General features: G+C 62.1%; 22 protein-coding genes and 3 riboswitches. Of the genes, 13 read left to right on the top strand and 9 right to left on the bottom strand.

Annotated features, from left to right (window positions below; translation table 11 throughout):
* The first annotated feature begins 305 nt into the window (after positions 1-305).
* From ACP2YO_RS42655 to ACP2YO_RS42645, 3 genes are all read left to right on the top strand, one after another.
* Positions 306-911: a 5-formyltetrahydrofolate cyclo-ligase gene (locus ACP2YO_RS42655; protein ID WP_426437164.1), complete on the top strand. Its 606-nt coding sequence runs from the start codon at positions 306-308 to the stop codon at positions 909-911.
* Positions 908-1,366: a dihydroneopterin aldolase gene (locus ACP2YO_RS42650; RefSeq protein WP_426437163.1), complete on the top strand. Its 459-nt coding sequence runs from the start codon at positions 908-910 to the stop codon at positions 1,364-1,366. The genes ACP2YO_RS42655 and ACP2YO_RS42650 overlap by 4 nt, the downstream gene beginning before the upstream one ends.
* 89 nt (positions 1,367-1,455) lie before the next feature.
* Positions 1,456-1,659 carry a hypothetical protein gene (locus tag ACP2YO_RS42645; protein WP_426437162.1) on the top strand — a complete coding sequence of 68 codons (204 nt, stop codon included), beginning with the start codon at positions 1,456-1,458 and terminating at the stop codon, positions 1,657-1,659.
* 447 nt (positions 1,660-2,106) lie between these two features.
* Here the strand turns inward: ACP2YO_RS42645 and ACP2YO_RS42640 are convergent, their stop codons facing one another.
* The 5 genes from ACP2YO_RS42640 to cobD form a co-directional block, all read right to left on the bottom strand.
* Positions 2,107-2,676, bottom strand: coding sequence for a histidine phosphatase family protein (locus tag ACP2YO_RS42640; RefSeq protein WP_426437161.1), 570 nt, complete (start codon positions 2,674-2,676; stop codon positions 2,107-2,109).
* 301 nt (positions 2,677-2,977) lie between these two features.
* Entirely contained in the window at positions 2,978-3,940 is a 963-nt protein-coding gene (locus ACP2YO_RS42635) for a homoserine kinase (RefSeq protein ID WP_426437160.1), read from the bottom strand.
* 65 nt (positions 3,941-4,005) lie between these two features.
* Entirely contained in the window at positions 4,006-5,052 is a 1,047-nt protein-coding gene (locus tag ACP2YO_RS42630) for a HoxN/HupN/NixA family nickel/cobalt transporter (RefSeq protein ID WP_426437159.1), read from the bottom strand.
* Positions 5,053-5,065: 13 nt separating this feature from the next.
* The gene (locus ACP2YO_RS42625) at positions 5,066-5,485 is read right to left on the bottom strand and encodes a carbohydrate porin (RefSeq protein ID WP_426437158.1); all 420 of its coding nucleotides are present in this window, start codon (positions 5,483-5,485) and stop codon (positions 5,066-5,068) included.
* Between the two features lie 603 nt (positions 5,486-6,088).
* Positions 6,089-6,302, bottom strand: a riboswitch (cobalamin riboswitch).
* A gap of 188 nt (positions 6,303-6,490) precedes the next feature.
* The gene (gene cobD, locus ACP2YO_RS42620; protein WP_426437157.1) at positions 6,491-7,597 is read right to left on the bottom strand and encodes a threonine-phosphate decarboxylase CobD; all 1,107 of its coding nucleotides are present in this window, start codon (positions 7,595-7,597) and stop codon (positions 6,491-6,493) included.
* Positions 7,598-7,752: 155 nt separating this feature from the next.
* Positions 7,753-7,961: riboswitch (cobalamin riboswitch) on the top strand.
* Positions 7,962-8,267: 306 nt separating this feature from the next.
* Between cobD and bluB the strand changes: the two genes are divergently transcribed.
* The 4 genes from bluB to tnpC all read left to right on the top strand — a co-directional run bounded on the left by bluB (position 8,268) and on the right by tnpC (position 11,788).
* Positions 8,268-9,017, top strand: coding sequence for a 5,6-dimethylbenzimidazole synthase (gene bluB, locus ACP2YO_RS42615; protein WP_426437156.1), 750 nt, complete (start codon positions 8,268-8,270; stop codon positions 9,015-9,017).
* A gap of 365 nt (positions 9,018-9,382) precedes the next feature.
* Positions 9,383-9,769, top strand: a complete 387-nt coding sequence (locus tag ACP2YO_RS42610; protein WP_426433795.1) for a transposase — start codon at positions 9,383-9,385, stop codon at positions 9,767-9,769.
* The gene (gene tnpB / locus ACP2YO_RS42605) at positions 9,766-10,110 is read left to right on the top strand and encodes an IS66 family insertion sequence element accessory protein TnpB (RefSeq protein WP_426433797.1); all 345 of its coding nucleotides are present in this window, start codon (positions 9,766-9,768) and stop codon (positions 10,108-10,110) included. Before ACP2YO_RS42610 ends, tnpB begins: the two co-directional genes overlap by 4 nt.
* Before the next feature lie 73 nt (positions 10,111-10,183).
* On the top strand, positions 10,184-11,788 hold the full coding sequence (gene tnpC / locus ACP2YO_RS42600; RefSeq protein ID WP_426443053.1) for an IS66 family transposase: 1,605 nt from the start codon (positions 10,184-10,186) through the stop codon (positions 11,786-11,788).
* A 231-nt stretch (positions 11,789-12,019) separates the two neighbouring features.
* On the opposite strand, the gene cobS is transcribed toward tnpC, so the two are convergent.
* On the bottom strand, positions 12,020-12,808 hold the full coding sequence (cobS, locus tag ACP2YO_RS42595) for an adenosylcobinamide-GDP ribazoletransferase (protein WP_426437155.1): 789 nt from the start codon (positions 12,806-12,808) through the stop codon (positions 12,020-12,022).
* A 44-nt stretch (positions 12,809-12,852) separates the two neighbouring features.
* Positions 12,853-13,356: a bifunctional adenosylcobinamide kinase/adenosylcobinamide-phosphate guanylyltransferase gene (cobU, locus tag ACP2YO_RS42590; protein WP_426437154.1), complete on the bottom strand. Its 504-nt coding sequence runs from the start codon at positions 13,354-13,356 to the stop codon at positions 12,853-12,855.
* Positions 13,357-13,485: 129 nt separating this feature from the next.
* Between cobU and cbiB the strand changes: the two genes are divergently transcribed.
* Positions 13,486-14,427: an adenosylcobinamide-phosphate synthase CbiB gene (gene cbiB / locus ACP2YO_RS42585; RefSeq protein WP_426437153.1), complete on the top strand. Its 942-nt coding sequence runs from the start codon at positions 13,486-13,488 to the stop codon at positions 14,425-14,427.
* Positions 14,428-14,566: 139 nt separating this feature from the next.
* Here the strand turns inward: cbiB and ACP2YO_RS42580 are convergent, their stop codons facing one another.
* Positions 14,567-16,015, bottom strand: coding sequence for a cobyric acid synthase (locus tag ACP2YO_RS42580; RefSeq protein WP_426437152.1), 1,449 nt, complete (start codon positions 16,013-16,015; stop codon positions 14,567-14,569).
* A 13-nt stretch (positions 16,016-16,028) separates the two neighbouring features.
* Positions 16,029-16,682 carry a cob(I)yrinic acid a,c-diamide adenosyltransferase gene (gene cobO, locus ACP2YO_RS42575; RefSeq protein ID WP_426443458.1) on the bottom strand — a complete coding sequence of 218 codons (654 nt, stop codon included), beginning with the start codon at positions 16,680-16,682 and terminating at the stop codon, positions 16,029-16,031.
* A gap of 43 nt (positions 16,683-16,725) precedes the next feature.
* Positions 16,726-16,943: riboswitch (cobalamin riboswitch) on the top strand.
* A 91-nt stretch (positions 16,944-17,034) separates the two neighbouring features.
* Between cobO and ACP2YO_RS42570 the strand changes: the two genes are divergently transcribed.
* The 5 genes from ACP2YO_RS42570 to ACP2YO_RS42550 are packed head-to-tail and all read left to right on the top strand — an operon-like array spanning position 17,035 to position 23,471.
* Complete coding sequence (locus ACP2YO_RS42570) at positions 17,035-17,409, top strand: DUF1636 family protein (protein WP_426437151.1); 375 nt, start codon at positions 17,035-17,037, stop codon at positions 17,407-17,409.
* Positions 17,406-18,440 carry a cobalamin biosynthesis protein CobW gene (gene cobW / locus ACP2YO_RS42565; RefSeq protein ID WP_426437150.1) on the top strand — a complete coding sequence of 345 codons (1,035 nt, stop codon included), beginning with the start codon at positions 17,406-17,408 and terminating at the stop codon, positions 18,438-18,440. The genes ACP2YO_RS42570 and cobW overlap by 4 nt, the downstream gene beginning before the upstream one ends.
* Positions 18,440-21,688, top strand: coding sequence for a cobaltochelatase subunit CobN (cobN, locus tag ACP2YO_RS42560; protein ID WP_426437149.1), 3,249 nt, complete (start codon positions 18,440-18,442; stop codon positions 21,686-21,688). Before cobW ends, cobN begins: the two co-directional genes overlap by 1 nt.
* The gene (gene cobG, locus ACP2YO_RS42555) at positions 21,685-22,842 is read left to right on the top strand and encodes a precorrin-3B synthase (RefSeq protein WP_426437148.1); all 1,158 of its coding nucleotides are present in this window, start codon (positions 21,685-21,687) and stop codon (positions 22,840-22,842) included. Before cobN ends, cobG begins: the two co-directional genes overlap by 4 nt.
* A complete protein-coding gene (locus ACP2YO_RS42550; RefSeq protein ID WP_426437147.1) occupies positions 22,842-23,471 on the top strand; it encodes a precorrin-8X methylmutase in 630 nt (209 codons plus the stop codon). Before cobG ends, ACP2YO_RS42550 begins: the two co-directional genes overlap by 1 nt.

The following is a 23,471-nucleotide window of genomic DNA, read 5'->3' as shown; positions in this document are numbered from 1 at the left end:
GTCGATGCCGCCGAGCGCCTATTGCAACACAGTATCGCTTGCGGACATCAACGCCTCGTCGTACACCGGTTCATGCAGGTAGCCGCTCTGGGCCTTGAGCGATTGGACATCTACGAGCCCTATTTTATGGCTGCGGCGGAACGGTTGCCCGCGGGCGCGCTTGCAATCGCTGAGAACGAAGCGAAGGCGCTCGTAACGCGGTTAGGCCCTTTGAGACTGGCGCCGCGTCCGTCTCACGTGCAAACTGAAAATGCCGGCGGACCCTGTGGAACGGAGCATCGAAGATAATCGCGAGGATCAGGAGAGTGAAAGCTGCAGAGAAGTCGGCCATAAGGCGAGCTACATTGTCACGCCGAAATGCGCTCTCGGCCGAAGTTCGCCGTGAAGACGGGCAGGTGGCTCTAGCAAGGGTCACCGGTACGGCTGAGTACCTGGTCGCCCGCTTCGTCATGGCCTATTGCGGCTTCGGTTCTGAGATCGAAACGCAACCACTTCTTCACAAGGTGTTACGCGACAAACAAGAGCTAGTGCTGCCCAAGATCAATCGGACGACCAATGAGATTGACCTTTTTCTTGTCAAGGACATACCTACTGAACTTGTGCCCGGCGTCTGGGGCATCATGGAACCTAATCCGAATCTCTGCGCCCGCTTTTCGCCAAAAGACCTCGATCTCATCGTGGCCCCCGGGGTCGCATTTGACAAATTCGGTGGCCGCGTTGGTTACGGCCGGGGCTACTATGACAAGCTGCTACGCGCTTGCCATGCGGCTTGCAAACGCCCCTTCATCGTTGCTGCAGCGTTTGAGTTGCAAATCGTAGATGCGGTGCCGATGGAGGATCACGACGTAGCTATTGATGCTATAGCAACGGAATTGGCCTACTATCTGTGTGATCGGGGGGAACGAACTTGAACGTCTTTCGTCGGCGCTCGTTTGTTGAATCATCCGTTGTTCCGCTCAGCGACGGGCAAGCGCTTGATATCATCTTTCTCGATGGCTTCACCGGGCAGACCATAATTGGCATCAACGAAAGCGAGCTACTCCATCCGCAGCCGGTCGTGATCGACATTCAAGCGGGCGTGCATCGCGTGCGGGCCTGCAACACAGACCAGATCGCCGACACAATCGACTACGGCCTCGTGCGCGACCGATTGCGCTCGCTGCTATGCGAACATCGCTTTAAGTTGCTTGAGGCCTTCGCGCAGGCGGTCGCTGATCTGGTAATGGACGATTTCGGCGCCGCGTGGGTTCGCGTCAAAGTCGCAAAACCACGCATGTTTGAAGATGTTGAAGCCGTTGGCGTCATGATCGAACGCGAAGCCACGAAGGGGTCGCCACCGAATCGTACGACTGGGTTGGTCGAATAATCCGCTCGGTCTAAAGCTAGACTTCTGTCTGATTCGCAATAATTGAATAATTATGGCTTCAGAGATGGGCTGGGAAGAGGAGCCAATGAATGACTTGGCGTGTCGCGATCTACGACAACGATGTTCGCGAATCCAAAAAGCACGCAACCTTGCCGGACTATGTCTCGCTGTGCAATTGGATCAGAGTCGAGGTCAAAGGCGAGGGGGTCAATGTCCACGTGACCGCACCGCAGGACGCGACCATAGATCAGTTGCAGGAGCTGCGCCGACTGGGCGTCCGCGTAACCGTCTAGACTGGGTCTTGCCATACTGAACGGACGGACGGGGACGAGAACACCGCAAAGGCGGTCCGTTGTCACTACGGTTGAGGGGCCCGCGATAGGACCGGCTTGGCATCTAGTCTAAAAGGCAGGAACCTCGGTCGCTGGCGCCTGTTTCCGCAGCATGTGGTCATCGAGCGCCGTGGCCCGGTTGATCTCCCCGACCGGATCGGTCGCGACTTCGATGACGCGGCCAAGCAGGCCGTCTCTTTGCGGTCGAATGATCGTATGCCTGAGGCGTTTTCCGGAACCTCCCATTGCGCGTAGATGACTCGCCGATTTCGGGCCGCGGTCGCCTTCCTGGTGCGACCGCTCATGCAGCATTCCGACGGCGCCAGACCCGAAAATGTTGTCCGCGTGCTCCGGATACTTCAATATTTCCACTGGTCGGCGCAATGATCGGCGCTGCGGCGGAACTGCTCAAGCAACGTTCTGATTGACCGAAACTACCCGCCATCCGTTCGACAGCCGGTCGAGCCGGGTGAGGGAGAGCGGATCGATGACAAAGCGCAGGGCGGCCTTGGGGGTAAGATCGAGCGCAACGCATAGGGTAGCGCGGATAGTACCGGAATGAACCACAAGAGTTGCTGCGCCCGCCTTGACCTGGCCGAGGCCCCGTCGAACCCTTACGATCTGATCCTGAAAGCTTTCACCGCACGGTGGTCGCGAATGGGCCGGATCGCTCCAGAACTTTGCGTATCCTTCGCCGCCGATGGCCGCGAGCTCGTCGTGGCGCTGCCCAGTCCAAGCCCCGAAATCCTGCTCCTGGAATTCGCGCACCAGGGTCGGATCGAGCTCCAGGGCGCGTGCCGTTTCGACCGTCCGCCTCGACGGACTCGCGTAGCTCAAGGCATCCTGAGGGAGATGCCGTCGCAACGCGTCCAGTTGGGTCCGGTCGCGGAGATCGGCCGGAGCGTCCCAATCATGGATCGTTCCTGCGATGCTCTCGACAACCGCATGCCGGACCAGCCACAGCAAGGTTTCTCGCATTCAACGTCTCCAAGGATATCAATTGTCGCTCAGGGAGCGCGACGGCGCGAACGGCAACATTCTGCAGCGACTGGATCCGTCGCGACGCGCCTATCTCTGTCTTTACAGAACGCTGCACACATTGCGTGTTCCGAATCCTTGAAGCGCATTCGACTATCCGCAGTATGCCGATTGTTAGCTGACGCAGCTTCAGATTGCTGTTCTCGTTTGACGGAGATCGACATCGGCGCCCTTCATGTGTGCTTGACCTGACACGGGTTCTGGTTCCGCTGCGTGAATAGCTTCGCACCCTTCATTTCATTCAGCCAAGTCCATAAGTAGTCGGGCTATCGGTTCGACGATGGAAGCGAAGCTTCTGGACGTACTCGAGCGGATCACGCGGTCGTACTAGGGCGCCCGGTGTAGGGTTAAGGGAGTCGTGGAGCCGAGTGAGAAGAAAGCGTAACGCGCTTCCGCGAGCAAGGAGCGGAAGTGCGTCGATCTCGTCCGCACCCATCGGTCGCACGGAGCGGTAGTTAGAAAGAAGCAGCATAGCTTTCGTAACGTTGAAGGCGCCATCGTGTTCAAAACACCAAGCGTTGATGCAAATTGCTATGTCATAGGCGAGGAAGTCATTGCAGGCGAAGTAAAAGTCAACAACGCCTGATACCTGGCTGCCGCGAAATAGGACATTGTCGGGGAATAGATCTGCGTGAATGATCCCCTCCGGTAGATTTCTCGGCCACTCAGCCTCAAGCAATTCGAGTTCTTCGGCCAGTTCATCGGCAATACCGAAACACACTTGGTCCGCATGCTCGCGACAAACGCTGTAGAGCGATCGCCAGCCGATGACCGACAGACGATTGGGCCGTGTCATGGCAAAATTTATGCTGGCCAAGTGTAGCTTGGCCAGCGTGCGGCCGATCTCAGCGCAGTGGTGCGGTTCTATGCGATGCGGCGATATGCCGTCGACGAAGGTTACGATCGCCGCAAGCCGGCCGCAGAGCTGGTGCAATGCTTGGCCGTCGCGCGCACGTACGGGTACCGGGCAGGTGATACCGCTGCGCGTTAGATGTTCCATCAGGCCGAAGAAAAACGGGAGGTCTGCCGGGGCTACGCGCTTCTCGTAGAGCGTCAGGAGGTAGGCGCCGCGGTCGGTACGCAGGAGATAGTTAGAATTTTCGACTCCCTCTGCTATCCCCTTGCAGGACGCCACCACACCGAGATCGTAGTGAGCGACAAAGGCGCGCAGTTCGTCGTCGGGAACGTGTGTGTAGGTCGCCACGGTAGCTCCTGTGCATCGAATTCGTGCGTCGTACACCGCTTCGCATCGCGTTTGACGATGCATGGTCACTGTTCAAGTGGCTGTGCGACCCAGCGATAAATGGCAAACGAGAGTGCCCAGCTGACCAGGAAGACGCCAACAACGAGGTAACCGAAGTTCGCGAGGCTTGCGTTGAGATCGGCGATCACGCTCCAGAAAGCTCCGTCAAGTTCGAGCTTGGCGGCGATCAGGCCAAGCGCCTCGATCCCGCCGATCATTAGCGCCACCACGACAGACATGGCCGTGATGGTCAGGTTGTACCAAATCTTCCTGATCGGATTGAGAAATGCCCAGCCATACGCCCCGACCATCAGGACGCTGTCAGTGGTGTCGACGACCGTCATACCGGCCGTGAAGAGAGCTGGAAAGATCATCACAGTGCCAAGGCTGAGCCCGCCCGACGCCTGTCCGGCAGCCACCGTGAAGAGAGAGATTTCGGTTGCGGTATCGAAGCCAAGGCCAAATAGCAGGCCGATCGCGAACATGTGCCAGCTTGCCGTCACCATTCGGAACAACGGTCGCAGTATCCGGGGCAGCAATCCGCGACCGGCGAGCGGCAGATCGAGCTCTTGCTCGCCAACGTTCTCTCCTCGCCGCGCCCGCTGAAAGCTGCGCCAGACACTTCGTAAGATCACAAGATTGATGGCGGCGATCGTCAGCAAGAAGAATGCGGACGCCCCCGTCCCGATGATGCTGCCCACCGCCTTGAAGTCCTGAAATTGACCTTGCATTGCGAACGCGGCGGCCGCGATAGCCACAATGACCAGTGCAATCGAAAGCGAATGTCCAAGCGAGAAGAACAGCCCGACGGCAAGTGGACGCTTACCGTCCTGCATCAATTTACGCACGACATTATCGATGGTCGCGATGTGATCGGCATCGACGGCGTGTCGAAGGCCTAGCACATAGGCCAGCAAGGCGGTGCCGAGCAGCGTTGGCCGGTCGGAAAGTGCGAGGATGGCCCATGTCCAGGCCATGCCGTTGATCGCCAGCAGGAAGGCATAGAGCGAAACAATTCTTGTGCGCGAAGCGGCCGATGCGTCGTCGACGGCGAGTTTCAGGTATTTGAGCATGACGTCCGTTTCGCTAAAACTGCCGATGCGCACGGGCGGCGAAGATGTTCACCGGCCCGCGGTCGGCGTTGTAGGCCGGGTTCGCTAAATACTGAAAGTCGAAGGTGAGCCGCGTCGAGTCCGTCAGCGCGTAACTGTAATAAGCCTCGAAGATTTTCTCGGTGCGATAGTTCAGCCGACCTTCGCCCGTAAGAATCCCGAGTCCGCCGGCATTGAGGAAGGCCGCATGCACGGGCGCGAGGGCGTTGACGAGGCCCACGATACCAATCGCGTCGTCCGGCCGGCCCCATGGTGTGCCGTTGACCGAGACACCGCCGGAGACGGTGCGGTCGATGTCGGTGACGTCCCAGGGCTCGACATGGCCGTCGGCCCAGCCAGCGCGGAAAAAGGCGCCGACCGTGTCCGTCAGCTGCTGCTCGATATTGACGCTCACGCCCGATCGGCTCGTGTAGCTGCGTACCGCGTTGCGTGCCGGATGCGAGCGCGATCTCGCTCAGGCTCACACTGCCGAGCGTGGGCGAGACGAAATTCGCGATCCCGCCGATGGTCAGTCCATCAGGATCGGGAAAGGCGGGGAACGAGCCGTCGGCCTCGATGCCGAGCACGATTCTATTCGAGGCCATATAGTTAAAGCCAAATTGCGCACCCTCGAAAAAGCTGCCGCCTTCGGTGAAGGCATTCGGCGAACGATAAAGGCTGAATGATCCGGCGACCGGTGCGCCGCCGCCCAATGCATCCGCCGCAATGCGCGCGCGTCCCGCTGCCAGTCCAATGTGGCCGCCGACATAGAAGCCGGTCCAGTCATAGTCCTCGACAGGCGCTCGCGCATTCGCAAGCGATGGCGGCGAAAGGTCGGCGGCATATCCATCGCTCGCAAATAATACGAGCGCCGCCACCCAGGAGGAGGGTCTCGCAGGTCTGTCAAGAAAATCAGGATTTTTGACGCGTTTAATCATAGCGGTCCTCTCCCCGCGAGACAGAATTGCTCACTGTCATCGCAGCGAAAAAACCGCCCCAAACGCGCGCACCGCATGCCGGATGGATGACTGTCTAGGCCGGTCTCCTGACTCGCGGGTCGATGCTCTGTTTCCGCCTTCCCGGGCAAACCAGCCCAGTGGCTTTGTGGAAAAGAACTCGCCGCCTACAGTTGCGGGCGCAGTTGCGGATTTGGCTTAGTTTTTGCGCTAAGTCGCACCGCATTCCCATGTCGTTGATCTCTCGATCAACAAACCTAGACCCACGTATCATCCGACTAATTCAGCAAGTGTCAATAGCCGGTCGCCTTTCGAGCCGGATAGGCGCGCTATCAAGGATGACCTGCAGAGTTCTTGGCCTGGGCCTGCCAAGGCGGTGTGCAGCAGCCGTTGCACATTCCTGTCGTTCAGCCTTGGGGAAGTTCAGTCTTTGACCTGTCTCCATTTTCTTTTTCGGCCTTGCCCTACTCCAGCAGAGCCTCTTTGAGGCGCAACCAATCCGCTGCGCGGCCAGGAATTCCGAACCGCAGCCAAGTCGGCCTATCGAAGAATGGCCGAACGAGGATTCCACGTTCGCAGAGTTTGTCGAACCATTCCGTTGCGTCCTGGTGGCTTACAAGTCGAAAGAGCGGTGATCCTCCGAGGATTCGGAACCCCGCTTGGGCCAGCAGTTCGTCCAGACGAGCCGCATCATACGCGAGGCGGGCTGACGTCTCGTCAAGCCAATTTGTATCAGCTAGTGCTTTCGCACCGATTGCGATTGCCGGTCCTGAGACTGCCCAAGGTCCAAGCGCGGCCTCCATTTTGCCCGCAAGGTCGCGGTTCGCGATTGCAAACCCGAGCCGCAATCCCGCGAGGCCATAAGCTTTTCCAAATGACCGAAGCACGACCGCATTTTGACGGGCGAGCATCGGTATAACGCTTGCAGACGGTCGAACAACGTCCATGAAGGCCTCATCGACGACCAGCAGGCCGTTTCGAGTTTGAAGGCTTGAGGCAAGCTTGAGCAACGCAGCAGAAGAAATTAACCTGCCGTCCGGATTGTTCGGATTGACAACGACTGCGACATCGATGTCGAGATCGCTTATTGTCTCGAGATCTTCTGCTATGATGACATTGGCGCCGCTTGCTCGCCAAGTGGCCGGATGTTCCTGGTAACCGAAACCGAGGATCGCTACGTTCTTGGCGCGACAAATGCGCGGTAAGAGTTGGATTAGAGCTTGTGTTCCTGGAGCGGGGACCACTTGCCTCGCGTCACGTGCGCCATAGGCATTTGCAGCTACGGTTCTGAGTCTGTTCACCGAGTCCCTGCTCGGAAGCTTCGTCCAAACTTCCGTATCCATGGTTCCGATGGGATAGGGAAGGGCATTGATTCCAGTAGAAAGGTCCAACCAAGGCAAGAGCGCATTGGGAAAACGCGCATGTACGGTGGTGACGTCGCCACCATGATACACGTGATGCATTAGATTCTGGTCCTCATGAGACGTAAGCGTAAATTCAAATGGCTGCTCAAATCTGCTCAGTGAACTTTGGCGGTTGCGAAAGCGGTTCAGCGGTTCGTTCGTGAGCAAGCACCTCCAAACATATGTCGACCTTTGGGCGTTCAAAGCTCTCGATCACGGCCGGCATCGAGGAAGGCTTCATCGCCGCATGCGCACGCGCGAGGTCGCAACGCATTTGCCCTCAACGACAAGCTGCGCGCCCTTGACAAGATGCTCGCTTGAGCGAATGGTAGGTATGCGCTGGTTCCTGTTCTACGACAGGCGAAGAGGGAATGCGATAGGCTCTGTATCGGAGCTCGAAAGCAGCCGCCCCCGCGACCGTGACCGGAGAGATCCTCACTGAGCCACTGACCCCCTGAGGTCGGGAAGGCGGGGATCGGAGGAGAAATCCTGCTCCGCAAGCCGGGAGACCTGCCAGCGCATCATGTTAAACCTGCGGACGGGGTGTTCCGCGACGCGCAACAGGTCGCACTTAGCGGCATGCCGGAGCCATCGCATCTTCCCGCCGCCCGACGCTCGAGAAGAGTAATGGCCGTTACGCATCATGTCTGTATCACCTGCAACGCGGGACATACTATCCCGGAAGGGCAGCTCACGCCCGGGAGGCTGTTGCGTCAGGCCATCGCCGGATCAACGCGTCGCGCGCCAGACGCATCCCAAGCACATCCTGATGAAAACGCTGAATTCAGACTAAGGAGCCTCGGATGCTGGTGAGGAGTTCTTTTCAGGGGAGCGAAAGATGACACTGATCGTCGATGGGGAAAATGCCGAACGCCATCCGGATCTTGGAGCGGCAACCGCGTTCAACATGCATGACCGCGAGGCTGTCTATCGGGCCATCCATTCACGACGAGACGTCCGAGATGAATTTTTGCCACAACCCATTCCGGCTCAGGTACTGAGGCGCATTTTGGAGGCGGCGCATCATGCCCCTTCTGTTGGGCTTATGCAGCCGTGGAATTTCATACTTGTGCACGATGCCGCGACGAAACAGGCAGTCCGCGATGTATTTGTACGAAGAAACGAGGAAGCAGCGCGGCTATTCCAAGGTGACCGCCGAGAATCTTATCGGCGGCTTAAATTACAAGGAATTTGCAAGGCGCCGCTAAATATTTGTGTCACTTGCGATCGATCGCGTGGCGGCGCTGTTGTGCTCGGACGTACGCATCAACGCGATACTGATCTTTATAGTACGGCGTGTGCCGTTCAGAATCTATGGCTGGCGGCTCGTGCCGAAGGAGTTGGCGTCGGTTGGGTCAGCATTTTCGACCCTGACGATCTCAGACCGATTCTTGGAATTCCCAATGAAATTGTGATCGTCGCATATCTATGTGTCGGTTTTGTCGATCAGCTTTTCGTGCGCCCTGAATTGGAGGCGAGGAACTGGGCCAAGCGTCTCCCGCTCGAAACTCTCGTGTTCGCTGATCGCTGGGGATGCGCTGAGCCCTATCCTTCATCCAATGATGGGGAGAGCCCTGCTTGTGTTTAAGCTCATGGCCGTCGCTGTAGAGAGGGACAGGCGCGCGGTGATCCAGCGAACTGGTGTCGCTCCCGGCACCGGTGTGCAGCCGATAAATCCTTGGCGCATCGCGTTAATGTGAGGTCGCCCCGAAGCACCGTGGATACGAGCGTCCAGTTGTGAAGGCCCTTCTCGCGGTCGGTCATTGGTCACGTTATCTGCAGTAACCCTAGCCATCATGATCTCGACTCCACCAGCGAGGCGGCCTTAGCACTCTGTGTCGGCTCGATTTTCGCACTGATCGTAAGCGTGTAGGTCATCCCACGTAGCGGATGATGTTCGATTGTCAGAGAATCTCCTGGTGATTTGTCCCAGGAGTTCATGAGAGCGAACATATGTCTGATACCAAGAATTTCGAAGTTATCACAGCGGCGGCCGAGCGGCTTTCGGTGAGTCCCGGGCGGAGCTACCGCACCTGGTCGCGGGAGGAGAAGGATCGCATCGTCGGGGAAACGTTTGCGCCGGGGGCGAACGTGTCGGCGATAGCGCGCTGTCATGGGATCGATCCATCGCAGTTGTTTGCGTGGCGACGCAAGGCGCTGGCCTCGGGAATGGTGGCGCCGCTCTCTGGGGCGCGAGACCGAGCGGTTAAGTTCGCGCGCTTTGAGACCATGGCGGGGGAGATGGTGGAAATCGTCATCGGCGATGTCGTGGTGCGCGTTGGTGGAGATGTGGAGGCGGGGCGGCTTGCTGCTGTGATCCGGGCGGTTCGGCAGGCATGATCCCGGCGGGTGTTCAGGTTTACGTGGCCAGCACGCCGGTCGACTTCCGCAAGGGTGCCACGGGTTTGATGGCGCTGGTTCGAGATGGTGGGGCCGACCCCTTCAGCGGAGCACTGTACGTGTTCCGTTCGAAAAGGGCGGATCGGATCAAGGCGGTTTGGTGGGACGGCAGCGGGGTATGCCTGTTTGCCAAGACTCTCGAGGAGTCAAAGTTCTGCTGGCCGAGGATTGCGCCGACCCGGGTGCAGCTGAACCATGCGCAGTTGCTCGCGCTGATTGACGGGCTGGACTGGACGAAGGTGCGTCCGGTGGTTGTGAAGCGCCCAGAAACGGTAGGCTGACAAGCTGCGGCGAATTGAATCAGGGTGCTGAAAAGTTTGGAAGAGTGGCGGCGACTCTGCTGTGATGGCGACGATGACGACGCCCGTTACAGAGCTCCCGACGACGCTTGCCGAAGCCCACGCGCTGATCGTCGCCTTGGCGGAAGAGCGGGCGGCGATCGAGGCCGAGAACAGCCGCATTGCCGCTGCAAACACCGATCTTACGGCGATCAACAAGGCCGCCGATGCGCGGATCGTGGAGCTGACGGCGATCGTCAAAATGCTGGAGCGCACGCTTTACGGCACGCGCTCGGAACGCTTGCGCAGCGACAAGCTGAGCACGGAGCAGATCGCCTTCGTGTTCGAGGAGATTGAGACCGGCGTGTCGGCGGTTGAAGCCGAACTGGCCAAGGCTGGCGGCAAGGACATGCCGAAACGCGTGCCGCGGCCGCGCAAGGAGTTCGGGGCGCATCTGGAGCGGGTGGAGATCGTCATCGAGCCGGAGGTTCCTGCCGGGTGCGAGGGGCTGGAGAAGGTGCTGATCGGCGAGGACGTGTCGAAGCGGCTGGATGTGACGCCGGCGAAGTTCCGCGTGATCGTCACGCGCCGCCCGAAATACGCCTATCGCAACCGCGACGGCGTGGTACAGGCGCCAGCGCCTGCCCATTTGATCGAGAGCGGCCTTCCGACTGAAGCGCTTCTGGCCCAGATTGCCGTCTCCAAATATGCGGACGGGCTGCCGCTTTACCGGCAGGAAGCGATCTACGCCCGCGATCGGGTCGAGCTGGACCGCTCGTTGATGGCGCAGTGGATGGGCAAGGTCGGCTTCGAATTGCAGCCGCTGGCCGACTATGTGCTGGAAAAGGTCAAGCAAGGCGAACGGATCTTCGCCGATGAGACGACCCTGCCAACGCTCGCTCCCGGATCCGGCAAGACGCAAAAGGCCTGGCTGTGGGCTTATGCCCGTGACGACCGGCCGTTTGGCGGCATCGGTCCACCGATGGTCGCTTATCGCTTCGAGGACAGCCGTGGCGGCGAATGCGTCGAGCGCCATCTGGCAGGCTTTGCTGGCATCCTCCAGGTCGATGGCTATGCCGCCTATAATCGGCTCGCCAGGTCGGCGGGCGCCAACGAGGGAGTGCGGCTTGCAGCGTGCTTTGCCCACGTCAGGAGACGGTTCTACGAGCTTCACGTCAACGAGAGCTCGCGCCTGGCGACACAGACCGTCACCACCATGGTCGAGCTGTGGGAGATCGAGACCGATATCCGCGGCCAGGATCCTGAGACGCGGCTGAATGCGCGCCAGCAAAGGTCCGCCCCCATCGTTGCGGCGCTGTTCGATCTGTGGGAGAAGGAGCTGCCGCGTCTGTCCGGCAAATCCAAGCTCGCCGAGGCGATCCGCTATGCCACATCCAGACGCGCCGCACTCGAGCGCTTTCTGAGCGACGGTCGTATCGAGATCGACTCCAATATCGTCGAGCGGACCATCAGACCCCAGGCAATCACAAGAAAAAATGCGCTCTTCGCGGGTAGCCATGGTGGCGGCCGCTCCTGGGCGACCATCGCTACGCTTCTGCAGACCGCCAAAATGAACGACGTCGATCCACTCGCCTGGCTCACGCAAACGCTCGAGCGCATCGCGAACCGGTGGCCGATCACTCAGATCGATGCCCTCATGCCGTGGAACTTCAGAGCCTGAACGGCTTCGGCTACACGCTTACCACTGATCGTGGTTTTCGCCTTAATCGCCCTCGAAGGCTGTCGCATGCGTGATCGTGCGGATACTCGATCGACCTTCGCTCTGAGGCGTTTAAAGCTCTCGATCACGGCCAGCATCAAGAGGCGTCAGTGCCGCATAATCGCCGCGCGTCGCGCCGCCAGATGAGGAGTTCGCGCAACTGGTGGCGAAATTGATCGTCGAAGGCGACCATCAGGATTGCAAGCCCGCATGAAAGAGAGCGGCTGCCATCAGAAGGATCGCCGTCTCGCCAAGCTGTTCGAATGCACCCAATATATCACCCGTATGTCCCCCGATCTGTTTGATCGCGAGCCGCGCCATCATGAACCCGATCAGGGACAGCAGGATCATGGCGAGGATAGCCTTGCCCGGACCAAAGCCGAGAGCCAGCACGACGGCCCCCAGGCCAAGCGCAATGACGGCATGTGGCGGCGCCGGCCGTCCGGCACTGGCAGAAAGCCCGTCCGGCCGCGCTGGCGGCACAAAGGCCATGAACGTCGGAACCCCTGCGCGTGCGGCTGCGTGTGCAAGCAGGAGCGCGACCACGACCGAACGTGGCTCGGCGATTGCCGTCAACGCGCTCCAACGCAGCATTATCGATATCACAAGGGCACACGCCCCATAGGTCCCGATCCGGCTGTCGCGCATGATCTCGAGCTTGCGGTCGCGCGTTCGGCCACCGCCAAGCCCGTCCGCGGTGTCGGCAACCCCGTCCTCGTGTAGCGCGCCGGTCAGGAAGATCGTACTAGCGAGGGCGAGCATGGCGGCCGGCCCTGGCGCCAGGCCAATCGCATGGGCGACGACGTATGCTGCGGATCCCAGGAGGCCCACCAGCAGTCCCGCCACCGGCAGCGACCAGCTTGCGCGGGCAACATCGCCGTCGTCCACGGTCGTCGGTGAGCCGAGCGGGAGAATCGTGGCCAGCGTGATTCCGATCCTCAAGTCGGCGACAAGGCCTCTGAGTTGCTTGACCTGAAGCATGTCTCAGCCTGGACGGCACATGGAGTGTTTTAACACGCGAGACATCACTTGACCTTCATCGGCAAGCCCGCCACCACGAACTCGACCTCATCGGCGACCGTGGCGATGTTTTGGTTCAGAATCCCAGCGGCATCGCGAAAGACACGCGCCAGCGCATTGTCCGGCACGATCCCGAGACCGACCTCGTTGGTTACGAGGATCACCGGGCTCTGTTGCCGGCCAAGCGCAGCCGTGAGCAAGGCCGCCTCGTCCAACCAGCTGCGCCCGGCATGGAGGAGGTTTGACAGCCATAGTGTCAGGCAATCGACGAGGCGAGCGCCGCCGCCGTCCGTCTCGGTCAGCGCCTCCACGAGGTCGAGCGGAGCTTCGCGTTCAATCCATGCATTGCCGCGGCGCGCGCGGTGCCTTGTGATCCGTTCCTCCATCTCGGTATCGAGCGCTTCGGCGGTGGCGATGTAGACGGGCCGGCCGGGAAAGGCGTGGGCGCGCGCCTCGGCGCGCCGGCTTTTCCCCGATCGGGTGCCTCCCGTGATCAGCAAAATCGCCATCAAGCCCTCCGTTCAGATCCGCACTAACCACCAATCGCCGACAAAGACAAAGCCGAATTCTCATCCGAGGGGCTTGCGCTTCAGTGCAATTCTTGCGCATCAGGTCGGGCGGTAAACGGGAGACGATGTGTGGGCTTTGCCGGGGCAATGGCGGTGGCGATGACGGTGGAAGCCCTGGTGGGGTGGCCGGACGTGCTGTTCGCGCGCATCGGCCATCCCGTGACATGGATTGGCAGGCTGATCGGCCTGCTTGATCGGAGTTGGAACCGATCCGCCGACGCGCCGTCGATCCGCCGCATCTTGGGCGTCGCAGCCGCGCTGGCGGTGATCGGGCCTTTAGTTGCGTTAGCCTGGATCATGCAGGCTGTGCTGTCGCCAGGATGGAGCAGCGTCATCTTCATCGGAATTCTCGCGTGGCCCATGGTCGCGCTGCGCTCGCTGTATGACCATGTCGCCGCGGTCGCACAGCGGTTGCAATCGGGCGACATCGATGCTGCGCGTCTAGCTGTCGCGCAGATCGTGGGGCGCGATCCCGCGACGCTTGACCAGGCAGGGATTGCGCGAGCGGCCATCGAAAGCCTCGCCGAGAATGCATCCGATGGCATCGTGGCACCCGTGTTCTGGGGTGCGCTGTTCGGCCTGCCGGGCATTGTTGGCTACAAGGCCATCAATACTCTGGACTCCATGATCGGCCATCGTTCCGAACGTCATCTGCATTTCGGTTGGGCGGCTGCGCGCATAGACGACATCGCAAATTTCGTCCCGGCGCGTCTCACCGGCGTTCTCTTCGCGCTGGTCTCTTCGCGCCTCTCGGAGACGCTGTCTTGCATGGTGCGGGAGGCGAACCGCCATCGTTCGATCAATGCCGGCTGGCCGGAAGCCGCCATGGCAGGCGCGCTCGGCATACGGTTGAGCGGGCCACGCAGCTATCATGGTAGCGTGACCGCGGAGCCTTGGTTGAACGAAGCCACGCGTGACCCACTTCCGGCCGATGTCTGGCACGGCTTGATGCTTTACGTCCGCGCGATGCTGCTCCTCGGCGGAGCGCTAGTCGCACTGGCGTTGGTATGACGAGGGCGACGATGCGCGAGCATCGTGGCAACCTCGATCTGGCGGTCCAGTGCTTCGGCAGGCGTTTGAAGGACTGGGTCGATCTGTCGACCGGCATCAATCGGCAACCCTATCCAGTCCGCAAGATCGAGTTCAGCGCTCAGCGGGCAAGCGCGAGCAGCCCTTCGACGTCAAGATGAGCCTCGATGTGATCGGCAAGCGCGTCGAGCGCACTCTCCACGCGTCCACGATAAGGTTGGTCCGCGGCCAGAATATCGAGTTCAGCGAGAAACGATCTGCGGAAATCGTCGGACGCGAACAGGCCGTGCAGATAGCTGCCGTGCACGCGTCCGTCGCTTGAGACCGCACCTTCCGGCGCGCCGCCGAGCAAAGCGAATGGACGCGCGCGGTCAGGGCCGTCGGTCTGGCCGATATGGATCTCATAAGCTTCAATCGCCTGCCGGGTCTGCGCGTGTTGCGCGGTCACGCGGGTCAGCGTCTTCTGCGGCGACATCATCGTTGTCACATCGAGGAGTCCGAGACCTAGCGTGTCTCCCACCGGTCCCTCGATCCCGCCGGGATCAGCGACGCTACGTCCGAGCATCTGATAACCGCCGCAGACGCCCAGGACATGGCCGCCGCGGCGGTGATGCGCGAAGAGGTCGATGTCCCATCCCTGCGCGCGAAGGAAGGCGAGGTCGCCGCGCGTCGACTTCGAGCCCGGGATGATGACAAGCCGGGCGTCGCCGGGAATGGCCTCTCCGGGGCGGACCATCACGAGGTCGACGCCGGGCTCGAGCTTGAGCGGATCGAGATCGTCAAAATTGGCAATCCGCGACAGCGCGAGGAACGCGATCTTGCACCGGCCGGGTTTGCGCGCATCAGCTAGGCCCAGCGCATCCTCGGCCGGAAGCTCGCCGGCGCGGTCGAAATAGGGTAGCACCCCAAAGCCGCGCCAGGATGTTTTTGCCTCGATCAGCCGGTAGCCATCGTCAAATAGCGTCGAGTCGCCACGAAACTTGTTGATCACAAAGCCCTGGATCATCGCGGCATCGTCCGCGTCGATCACGGTCTTGATCCCGACAAGCTGAGCGATGACACCGCCGCGGTCGATGTCGCCGATCAACATCACCGGGACATCGGCCTTGCGGGCAAAGCCCATATTGGCGATGTCGGCCTTGCGAAGATTGACTTCGGCGGGGCTGCCAGCCCCTTCGACGAGCACAAGATCGGCGCGCTGCTTCAGTCGCGAAAAACTCTCCAGCACCGCGCCCATCAATGACGGCTTCATCAACGCATATTCGCGGGCGCGCGCCGTTGCGATGCGCTTGCCCTGCACGATAATCTGCGCGCCGATATCGGTCTCAGGCTTGAGCAGAACCGGATTCATGTCAGTGTGCGGTTCGACGCCCGCCGCGAGCGCTTGCAACGCCTGCGCACGGCCGATTTCGCCGCCGTCGACCGTCACGGCCGCATTGTTCGACATGTTCTGCGGCTTGAAGGGGAGCACGCGCAAGCCGCGGCGCTTCGCGGCGCGCGCAAGCCCGGCGACGATGAGCGATTTGCCCACGTCCGAGCCCGCTCCCTGGATCATCAATGCGCGCGCCATCCCGTGCTTCTCCTCAGAACTCGACGCCGGGCTGGGCCTTGATGCCGGATCGGAACGGATGCTTCAGCAGCGTCATCTCCGTGACGAGGTCGGCGATCTCGATCAACTCCCCCTTGGCATTCCGGCCGGTGAGGACGACATGCGTCATCGGTGGTTTGTGTGTCTTCAAGAACGCAACGACCTCGTCGATATCGAGATAGTCGTAGCGCAGCGCGATGTTGATCTCGTCGAGCAAGACCATGCGCAAGGTTGAATCCAGGATTAGCTCCTTGGCCCTGTCCCAGCCGGCCTTTGCGGCGGCGATGTCGCGGGCGCGGTCTTGCGTTTCCCATGTAAAGCCTTCGCCCATCGCATGGAACTGGCAGAGATCGCCGAAATGCCCGGTGAGCAGGCGGCGCTCGCCAGTATCCCAGGCGCCCTTGATGAACTGAACGACCGCGCAGGGAAAGCCATGCGCGACACAGCGGACGATCATGCCAAAGGCGGAGGATGACTTACCCTTTCCTGCACCGGTATGAACGATGATCAGTCCCTTCTCGCCGCTCTTGGTCGCCATGATCTTGTCGCGGGCGACCTTCTTCTTTGCCATCTTCGACGCGTGGCGGGCGTCAAGCGATGCGTCGGTGGCGACCACGCCTTCGTCCTCGGCGGCATCTTGTTCAGACATCATCTGGCGTCGTCCTCAGGCTTGACAAATCGCGACCTTCAGCAAATGGTGGGTTTGCGTTGGTTCCTGTCCTACGACAGGCGAAGAGGGAATGCGATAGGGCTTAGATCGAAAGGTCTGGTCCCAAAAGCAGCCGCCCCCGCGACCGTGACCGGAGAGATGCCCGAAGCCACTGATCCCCAAGGGGGTCGGGAAGGCGGGGATCGAAGGATAAGATCCTGCTCCGCAAGCCGGGAGACCTGCCAGCGCAGAGTTTTGAACCGGCGGACGGGGTGTTCCGTGACGGGGAAGCGAACCAGTGAGAGAATGGTTCGCGCCTCATTGCCCCCCGCTGCCTATGCTGGACGGGGCGATGACTGTCACACTTTACGTCTGCATTACCTGCCGCGTCGGCCAGAAGCTGGCGGAGGGCAAGACCGCGCCCGGCGAGCGCCTGTATGCCGCAATTCTCGATGCCGGCGTGCCCGAAGGCGTCGAGCTAGTGCCGGTCGAATGCCTGTCGGCATGCAGCCAAGGCTGCTCGGTCGCACTCAGCGCGACGGGGCGATGGTCCTACGTGTATGGCCGCCTGTCTGAAGCCCATGCGCGGGATGTGATTGCGGGGGCGACGGCTTACCGGGCTGCATCCGACGGTATCGTGCCATGGCGCAACCGGCCGGAAGTTTTTCGCAAGCAATCGGTTGCCCGCATTCCACCCATCGCCGTCCTGCCGGAGGCAGCCGAATGAACACGCTTGCAAAAATCCCGGTCACGATCGTCACCGGCTTCCTTGGATCGGGTAAGACGACGCTAATCCAGCATCTGATCACCAACGCCAACGGCAAGAAGCTTGCGGTGCTCGTCAACGAGTTCGGCAGTGAAGGCGTCGATGGCGAGATCCTGAAATCCTGCGCTGACGCGAATTGTCCCGAGGAAAACATCGTCGAGCTCGCGAACGGCTGCATCTGCTGCACCGTCGCGGATGATTTCATTCCGACCATGCAGACGCTGCTCGCGCGAAAAACGCGGCCCGATCACATCCTGATCGAGACCTCGGGCCTCGCGCTGCCAAAACCGCTTCTGAAGGCGTTCGAATGGCCGGAGATCCGCTCGCGCATCACCGTCGACGGCGTGATCGCGCTCGCGGATGCCGAGGCGGTCGCCGCCGGCCGTTTCGCGCCGAACCCGGAGGCCGTCGAGGCCCAGCGTGCGGCTGACGGGAGCGTCGATCATGAGACGCCGCTATCGGAGGTGTTCGGGGACCAGATCTGTTGCGCGGACATCGTGCTCTTGACCAAGGCCGATCTTGTGGGCCAGGCCGGCCTTGAAGCGGCCCGGCTGGCGATCACGGCCGAGACGCCGCGGCAGGTTCCGATACTCGCCATCACAGACGGTGCGATCGACCCGCAGGTGATTCTTGGCTTCAACGCGGCCGCCGAGGACGACCTCGCCGCGCGGCCCTCGCTTCACGACGGCGAGGAGGAGCATGAGCATGACGACTTCGCATCCGTCGTCATCGAGCTTCCGGAAGTGTCCGACATCGACGCGCTGGTCGCTTCCATCGCGCGCTTGGCGCGCGAGCAGAATGTGCTGCGCGCCAAGGGCTATCTCGCGGTGAAGGGCAAACCGATGCGGCTTCTGGTGCAATCGGTCGGCGAGCGCGTGCGCCACCAGTTCGACAAGCCCTGGGGCGCGGCGCCGCGGCGATCGAAGCTCGTCGTCATCGGCGAGCAGGGCGACATCGACGAGAACGCGATCAAAGCGGGATTGGGGGTCTGATGCACGTCGTCTTCCGCGAGAGCCATGGCCTGGAGGAGACCGCGACACCCGTCGATCTTGGTCAGGATCCGGCCGCTCTCGTGGTGCTGTCATTCTCCGACAGCGATCTCGCCGCCTTCGCCGCCGGTTGGCGGCGTGGACGCAAGGGCCTGCCGTCGCTGCGGCTCGCCCATCTGATGGCGCTGCGCCATCCGCTCTCGGTCGACACTTACATCGAACGCACGCTGTCCCGCGCTAGTGGCATTCTGGTTCGCCTAATCGGCGGTGAGTCCTATTGGTCCTATGGCATCAACGCGTTGCACGAGCTCGCCACGCGGCACGGCATCGCGCTTGCGGTACTGCCGGCCGACGGCCGCGACGACGCGCGGCTCGATGCCCTTTCCAACGTCCCGGTCTCGACGCTGCGGCGTCTGCGCGCGCTGTGCGACGCCGGCGGCGCGGTCGCGGCGCAGGTTGCGATTGCGCAGCTCGCGCTGGCCTCCGGTCTGTACGCGGGACCGGTGTTCGGCGAGACCGAAATCCCCGAGATGGGTTTCTACTATCCCTCCATGGGAGCGCTGGCGTCCTTGCCGTCGCCTGACGGAAGACCGCAGGCGCTCGTCACCTTCTATCGCTCCTATCTGACGTCGGCCGATACCGGCCCGATCGACGCGCTGATCGCGGCATTGCGCGAAAAGGGCTTTGACGCCTACGGCGCGTTCGCGACCTCGCTGAAAGCGCCCGGCGTCTCGGCGTGGCTGAAAGCACATTTCGCGGAGCGTCCGCCGGCTGCACTTGTGAACGCGACCGCGTTCTCGGCGATGGCCGACGATGGAACAACGCCATTCAACGCGGCAGGCTGTCCGGTGTTTCAGGTCGCGCTGTCAACTGCGGGCAGGGAAGATTGGGCGTCCTCGCTGCGAGGCCTGTCGCCGGCCGATCTCGCGATGCATGTGGTGCTGCCGGAGGTCGACGGGCGACTCTCTGCCGGCGTCGTAAGCTTCAAGTCGCCGGGCGAGCGCGACGCCGACCTGCAATTTTCGCATCTCGCTCATCAGCCGGATCGCGAACGTGTTTGTGCGGTGGTGGACCGTGTCAGCGCCTGGCATCGGCTCACGACGATCCCGGCCTGCGGCAGGCAATTCGCCATCATTCTCTCAAGCTATCCAGGCCGCCCGCACCAGATCGCGCACGCGGTCGGCCTCGATGCGCTGGCCTCGACCGCGGCGCTGCTCGGTGACCTCGTTGCCGCCGGCTTCGACGTTGAAGCAGTGGATTCCTTGGGGCAGGCACTGGGCGGGCAGACGTTGACGTTGAGCCTTGCCGATTATCAGGTCGCGCTCACCGGGCTGCCGCCTCCGTTGCAGGAAAAACTCCAGGCCGCCTGGGGCCAGCCGGAGGATGATCCGCAGATCCGCGATGGCGCCTTTCATTTCGCGGCGATCAGGCGCGGTAAGGCCATCATCGCGGTTCAGCCCGAGCGCGGCGAGGTCGCGAGCCGTGACGTTGACTACCACGACTTCTCGCGCACTCCGCGCCACGCCTACGTCGCGTTTTATCTCTGGCTTCGAAGCCAGGGCATTCACGCGCTGGTCCATATGGGCGCGCATGGCACGCTGGAATGGCTGCCCGGCAAATCGGTGGCGCTGTCGCAAACCTGCTGGCCGGAAGCGCTGGCCGGCGACACGCCGGTCATCTATCCTTTCATCGTCAACGATCCCGGTGAGGCGGCGCAGGCCAAGCGCCGCATCGGTGCCGTCACGATCGGCCATCTGCCGCCGCCGCTCGCCGCCAGCACCCTGCCACCCAACCTCGTTCGGCTCGAGCAATTGCTTGATGAATATTCTACCGCCGACGGGCTCGATCCGTCGCGGCGCCAGCGCCTCGTCACCGCCATCCGTGATGAGGCGCGCGCGGCCGGCGTCGAAGACGATCTTGGCCTCGCTGCCTCGGCCCCTCCGGCTGAAGCGGTCCCACGCATCGACCGTTTCGTCTGTGACCTGAAGGAAAGCCAGTTCGGCGATGGCCTACACGTGTTCGGCCGCGGCGCCTGTGGCGAGGCGGAGCGTGACGCGCTGGTCGCGGCGCTGTCGGGCAAGCGCGTCGCGCCGGGACCAGCAGGCTCGCCGCACCGCGGCCGGCACGACGTGCTGCCGACGGGGCGCAACCTCTTTGCCCTCGATCCGCGTGCGGTGCCGACCCGCGCAGCCCACGCGCAGGGCGTCAAGCTTGCGGAGGAATTGCTGCGCCGGCATCTGCAGGATCATGGCGACTGGCCGAAGGGGCTGGTTATCGATCTCTGGGGCTCGGCCACAATGCGCACCGCTGGCGAGGAGTTCGCCATGGCGCTGCAGCTCGCCGGCGTAGCGCCACAATGGGATCATGCTTCGGGCCGGCTCACGGGCTTCGAGATCATCCCGCTCGCCGCGTTGGGCCGTCCGCGCATCGACGTGACGCTACGCGTCTCCGGTCTGTTCCGCGATGTGTTCACGCCGCTGGCGCAATTGTTCGAGGCGGCTTCCGAAGCGCTCTCGCAGCGCGATTTCGAGGACGACGAAAATCCCTATCTCGCGCGTGCCGCGCGCGTGTTCGGTCCGCGTCCCGCACAATACGGCGTCGGCATGGCGCCGATGCTTGATGTTTTCACCAAGGAATCTCGCAGGGCCGCCGGCGAAGCCTGGCTCGCGGCGTCGTCCTGGTCGCTTGGATCGGATGGCGCGATGAAGCCCGATCGCAAGGGCATCGAGGCGCGACTGACCGGTGCCGACGCTTTCGTGCACTTGCAGGACTTGCCAGAGACCGACCTGCTGCTCGCGCCCGACTATGCCACGCATGAGGCCGGCATTGCGGCGGCTGCGGCGAGCATCGGCTCATCTCTCAAAGCGCTCTATCACCTCGACGCGACCCGGCCGGAAACACCACGCGCGCGATCGTTGACCGAAGAAATCTCGCGCGTCGTGCGGGCGCGGGCCGCCAATCCCAAATGGATCGCCGGCATGATGCGTCACGGCTTTCGCGGCGCGGCCGAGATCGCAGCGACGCTGGAGCACATGGCCGTGTTCGCTCATCTGGCAGATGCCGTGCCCTCGCATCTGTTCGATCTCTACTACGACGCGACGCTCGGCGATGACGATATCCGCGTATTCCTGGCCCGCGAAAATCCGCGAGCCCTAGCCGCGGTCGAGGACTGTTTCCGTCGTCTCGACGAAGCCTCGCTCTGGGTGACGCGGCGCAATTCGATACTGGCCTCACTGCGGGAAGCGTCATGAACGGCTTCGCTTTCAAGGGCTGGTGTCCCTCGGCGTTGCGCCCGATGCCGTCAGGAGATGGCCTTGTCGTTCGCCTGCGCCAGCGCGGTGGCCGGTTGTCTTCGGCGCAAGCTGCCGGCATCGCTGAGCTCTCGGCACGCCATGGCAACGGACTAATAGATTTGACCGGCCGCGCCAATCTGCAGATCCGAGGCGTGTCCGAACAGAGCCATGGGCCGCTGATCGAGGGGCTCGATCGGCTCGGGTTGGTCGAAGCGGAGCTGTCGGAAAGTCAGCGCAATATTTTGATCGCGCCGTTCTGGACGCCGGGCGATGATGCGTCATCGCTGGCAGCGGAGCTTGAGCAGGCGCTTGCGAAGCGTTCGCTTGGCTTGCCCGAAAAATTCGGCTTCGCGATCGATTGCGGCAGCGAGCGCGTACTGGCACAGACGCCTGCCGATATCCGCATCGAACGTTGCATCGATGGCGGCCTCGTGGTTCGAGCGGATGGCGCTTCTCACGGTCGAAAGGTCGCGAGAGAAGAGGCGATCGATGCCGTTCATGCGCTGGTCGAATGGTTCGTCGCTTCCGGCGGCACGAGGGGTAGGCGAGGGCGCATGGCCGCACATGTCGCTGTCGTCGGGCCTCCGGACAATCTTGCGGGCGACACGCAACCTGCGCCGGCGCTGGCTCCGCCCAAGCCCGGATTTGTCGTCGCTGGCGGGTTGGTTGGGTTTGCGTTCGGACTGTTGAGTGGCGAGACGCTCGGTTATCTCGCGGGCTTGTCGCCGGGACTGCGCCTGACACCATGGCGCATGGTGCTGGTCGAAGGCTTGCGCGAGATGCCGCAACACGACGACCTCGTCACGGATGCCGATGACCCGTTGCTGCGGGTCACCGCCTGCACCGGCGCGCCGTCCTGCCCGGAGGCGCACGCGGAAACGCGACAACTGGCCGCGGTGCTCGCACCGCACATCGCGGCGGACGCCCATCTTCATGTGTCCGGCTGCGCCAAGGGTTGTGCGCATCCGACCGCCGCCGGGCTCACGCTGGTCGGCACCTCGGACGGTTTCGATCTCGTTCGCCATGGCACGGCGCGTGATGTTCCCGCGATGCGTGGACTTGCTCGCGTGAAAATCCTTGCCGACCCCGGCACATGGCTCGGAGGCCGCTGATGCCCCAGACCTTTGAGACCGATGGCGCGACGATCTACCGGCAGTCCTTTGCCACCATCCGTGCTGAAGCCGACCTCTCGCGCCTTTCGCCCGATGAAGAGCCAGTGGTGGTGCGCATGATCCATGCCGCCGGCATGGTCGGTCTCGAGGCGTACATCCGCTTCACGCCTGATATGGCGACTATTGCGCGCGCGGCGCTGCAGAACGGCGCGCCGATCCTGTGCGACGCGCGCATGGTCTCGGAAGGCATCACGCGCTCTCGGCTGCCTGCGAACAACCGCGTGATCTGTACGCTCGACGATCCCAAGGTGCCCGCGCTGGCGGGATCCATGCAAACGACGCGCTCCGCCGCCGCGCTCGAACTCTGGCGACCGCATCTCGAGGGCGCGATGATCGCGATCGGCAATGCGCCGACGGCCTTGTTCCATCTCCTCAACATGCTGGAAGACGAAGTATGTCCGCGACCGGCCGCGATTATCGGCTGCCCGGTCGGCTTCGTCGGCGCCGCCGAATCCAAGGCCGCGCTGATGGCTTCAACGCCGGCGCCGGCGCTCACTGTTCTGGGCCGCCTCGGCGGCTCGGCGATCACCGTCGCCGCCGTAAATGCGCTGGCAAGCAGGAGCGAATGA

The sequence above is a fragment of the Bradyrhizobium genosp. P genome, assembly GCF_049949265.1.
GTDB lineage: Bacteria > Pseudomonadota > Alphaproteobacteria > Rhizobiales > Xanthobacteraceae > Bradyrhizobium.
This window is presented reverse-complemented; position numbering and strand designations above follow the sequence as displayed.

Bases quoted from the DNA above. Each gene is read 5' to 3' on its own strand.
- ACP2YO_RS42645 (WP_426437162.1), top strand. From the start codon at position 1,456: ATGACTTGGCGTGTCGCGATCTACGACAACGATGTTCGCGAATCCAAA.
- ACP2YO_RS42640 (WP_426437161.1), bottom strand. From the start codon at position 2,676: ATGCGAGAAACCTTGCTGTGGCTGGTCCGGCATGCGGTTGTCGAGAGC.
- ACP2YO_RS42630 (WP_426437159.1), bottom strand. From the start codon at position 5,052: ATGCTCAAATACCTGAAACTCGCCGTCGACGACGCATCGGCCGCTTCG.
- bluB (WP_426437156.1), top strand. From the start codon at position 8,268: ATGACACTGATCGTCGATGGGGAAAATGCCGAACGCCATCCGGATCTT.
- ACP2YO_RS42610 (WP_426433795.1), top strand. From the start codon at position 9,383: ATGTCTGATACCAAGAATTTCGAAGTTATCACAGCGGCGGCCGAGCGG.
- tnpB (WP_426433797.1), top strand. From the start codon at position 9,766: ATGATCCCGGCGGGTGTTCAGGTTTACGTGGCCAGCACGCCGGTCGAC.
- tnpC (WP_426443053.1), top strand. From the start codon at position 10,184: ATGACGACGCCCGTTACAGAGCTCCCGACGACGCTTGCCGAAGCCCAC.
- cobS (WP_426437155.1), bottom strand. From the start codon at position 12,808: ATGCTTCAGGTCAAGCAACTCAGAGGCCTTGTCGCCGACTTGAGGATC.
- cobU (WP_426437154.1), bottom strand. From the start codon at position 13,356: ATGGCGATTTTGCTGATCACGGGAGGCACCCGATCGGGGAAAAGCCGG.
- ACP2YO_RS42580 (WP_426437152.1), bottom strand. From the start codon at position 16,015: ATGGCGCGCGCATTGATGATCCAGGGAGCGGGCTCGGACGTGGGCAAA.
- cobO (WP_426443458.1), bottom strand. From the start codon at position 16,682: ATGTCTGAACAAGATGCCGCCGAGGACGAAGGCGTGGTCGCCACCGAC.
- ACP2YO_RS42570 (WP_426437151.1), top strand. From the start codon at position 17,035: ATGACTGTCACACTTTACGTCTGCATTACCTGCCGCGTCGGCCAGAAG.
- cobW (WP_426437150.1), top strand. From the start codon at position 17,406: ATGAACACGCTTGCAAAAATCCCGGTCACGATCGTCACCGGCTTCCTT.
- cobN (WP_426437149.1), top strand. From the start codon at position 18,440: ATGCACGTCGTCTTCCGCGAGAGCCATGGCCTGGAGGAGACCGCGACA.
- cobG (WP_426437148.1), top strand. From the start codon at position 21,685: ATGAACGGCTTCGCTTTCAAGGGCTGGTGTCCCTCGGCGTTGCGCCCG.
- ACP2YO_RS42550 (WP_426437147.1), top strand. From the start codon at position 22,842: ATGCCCCAGACCTTTGAGACCGATGGCGCGACGATCTACCGGCAGTCC.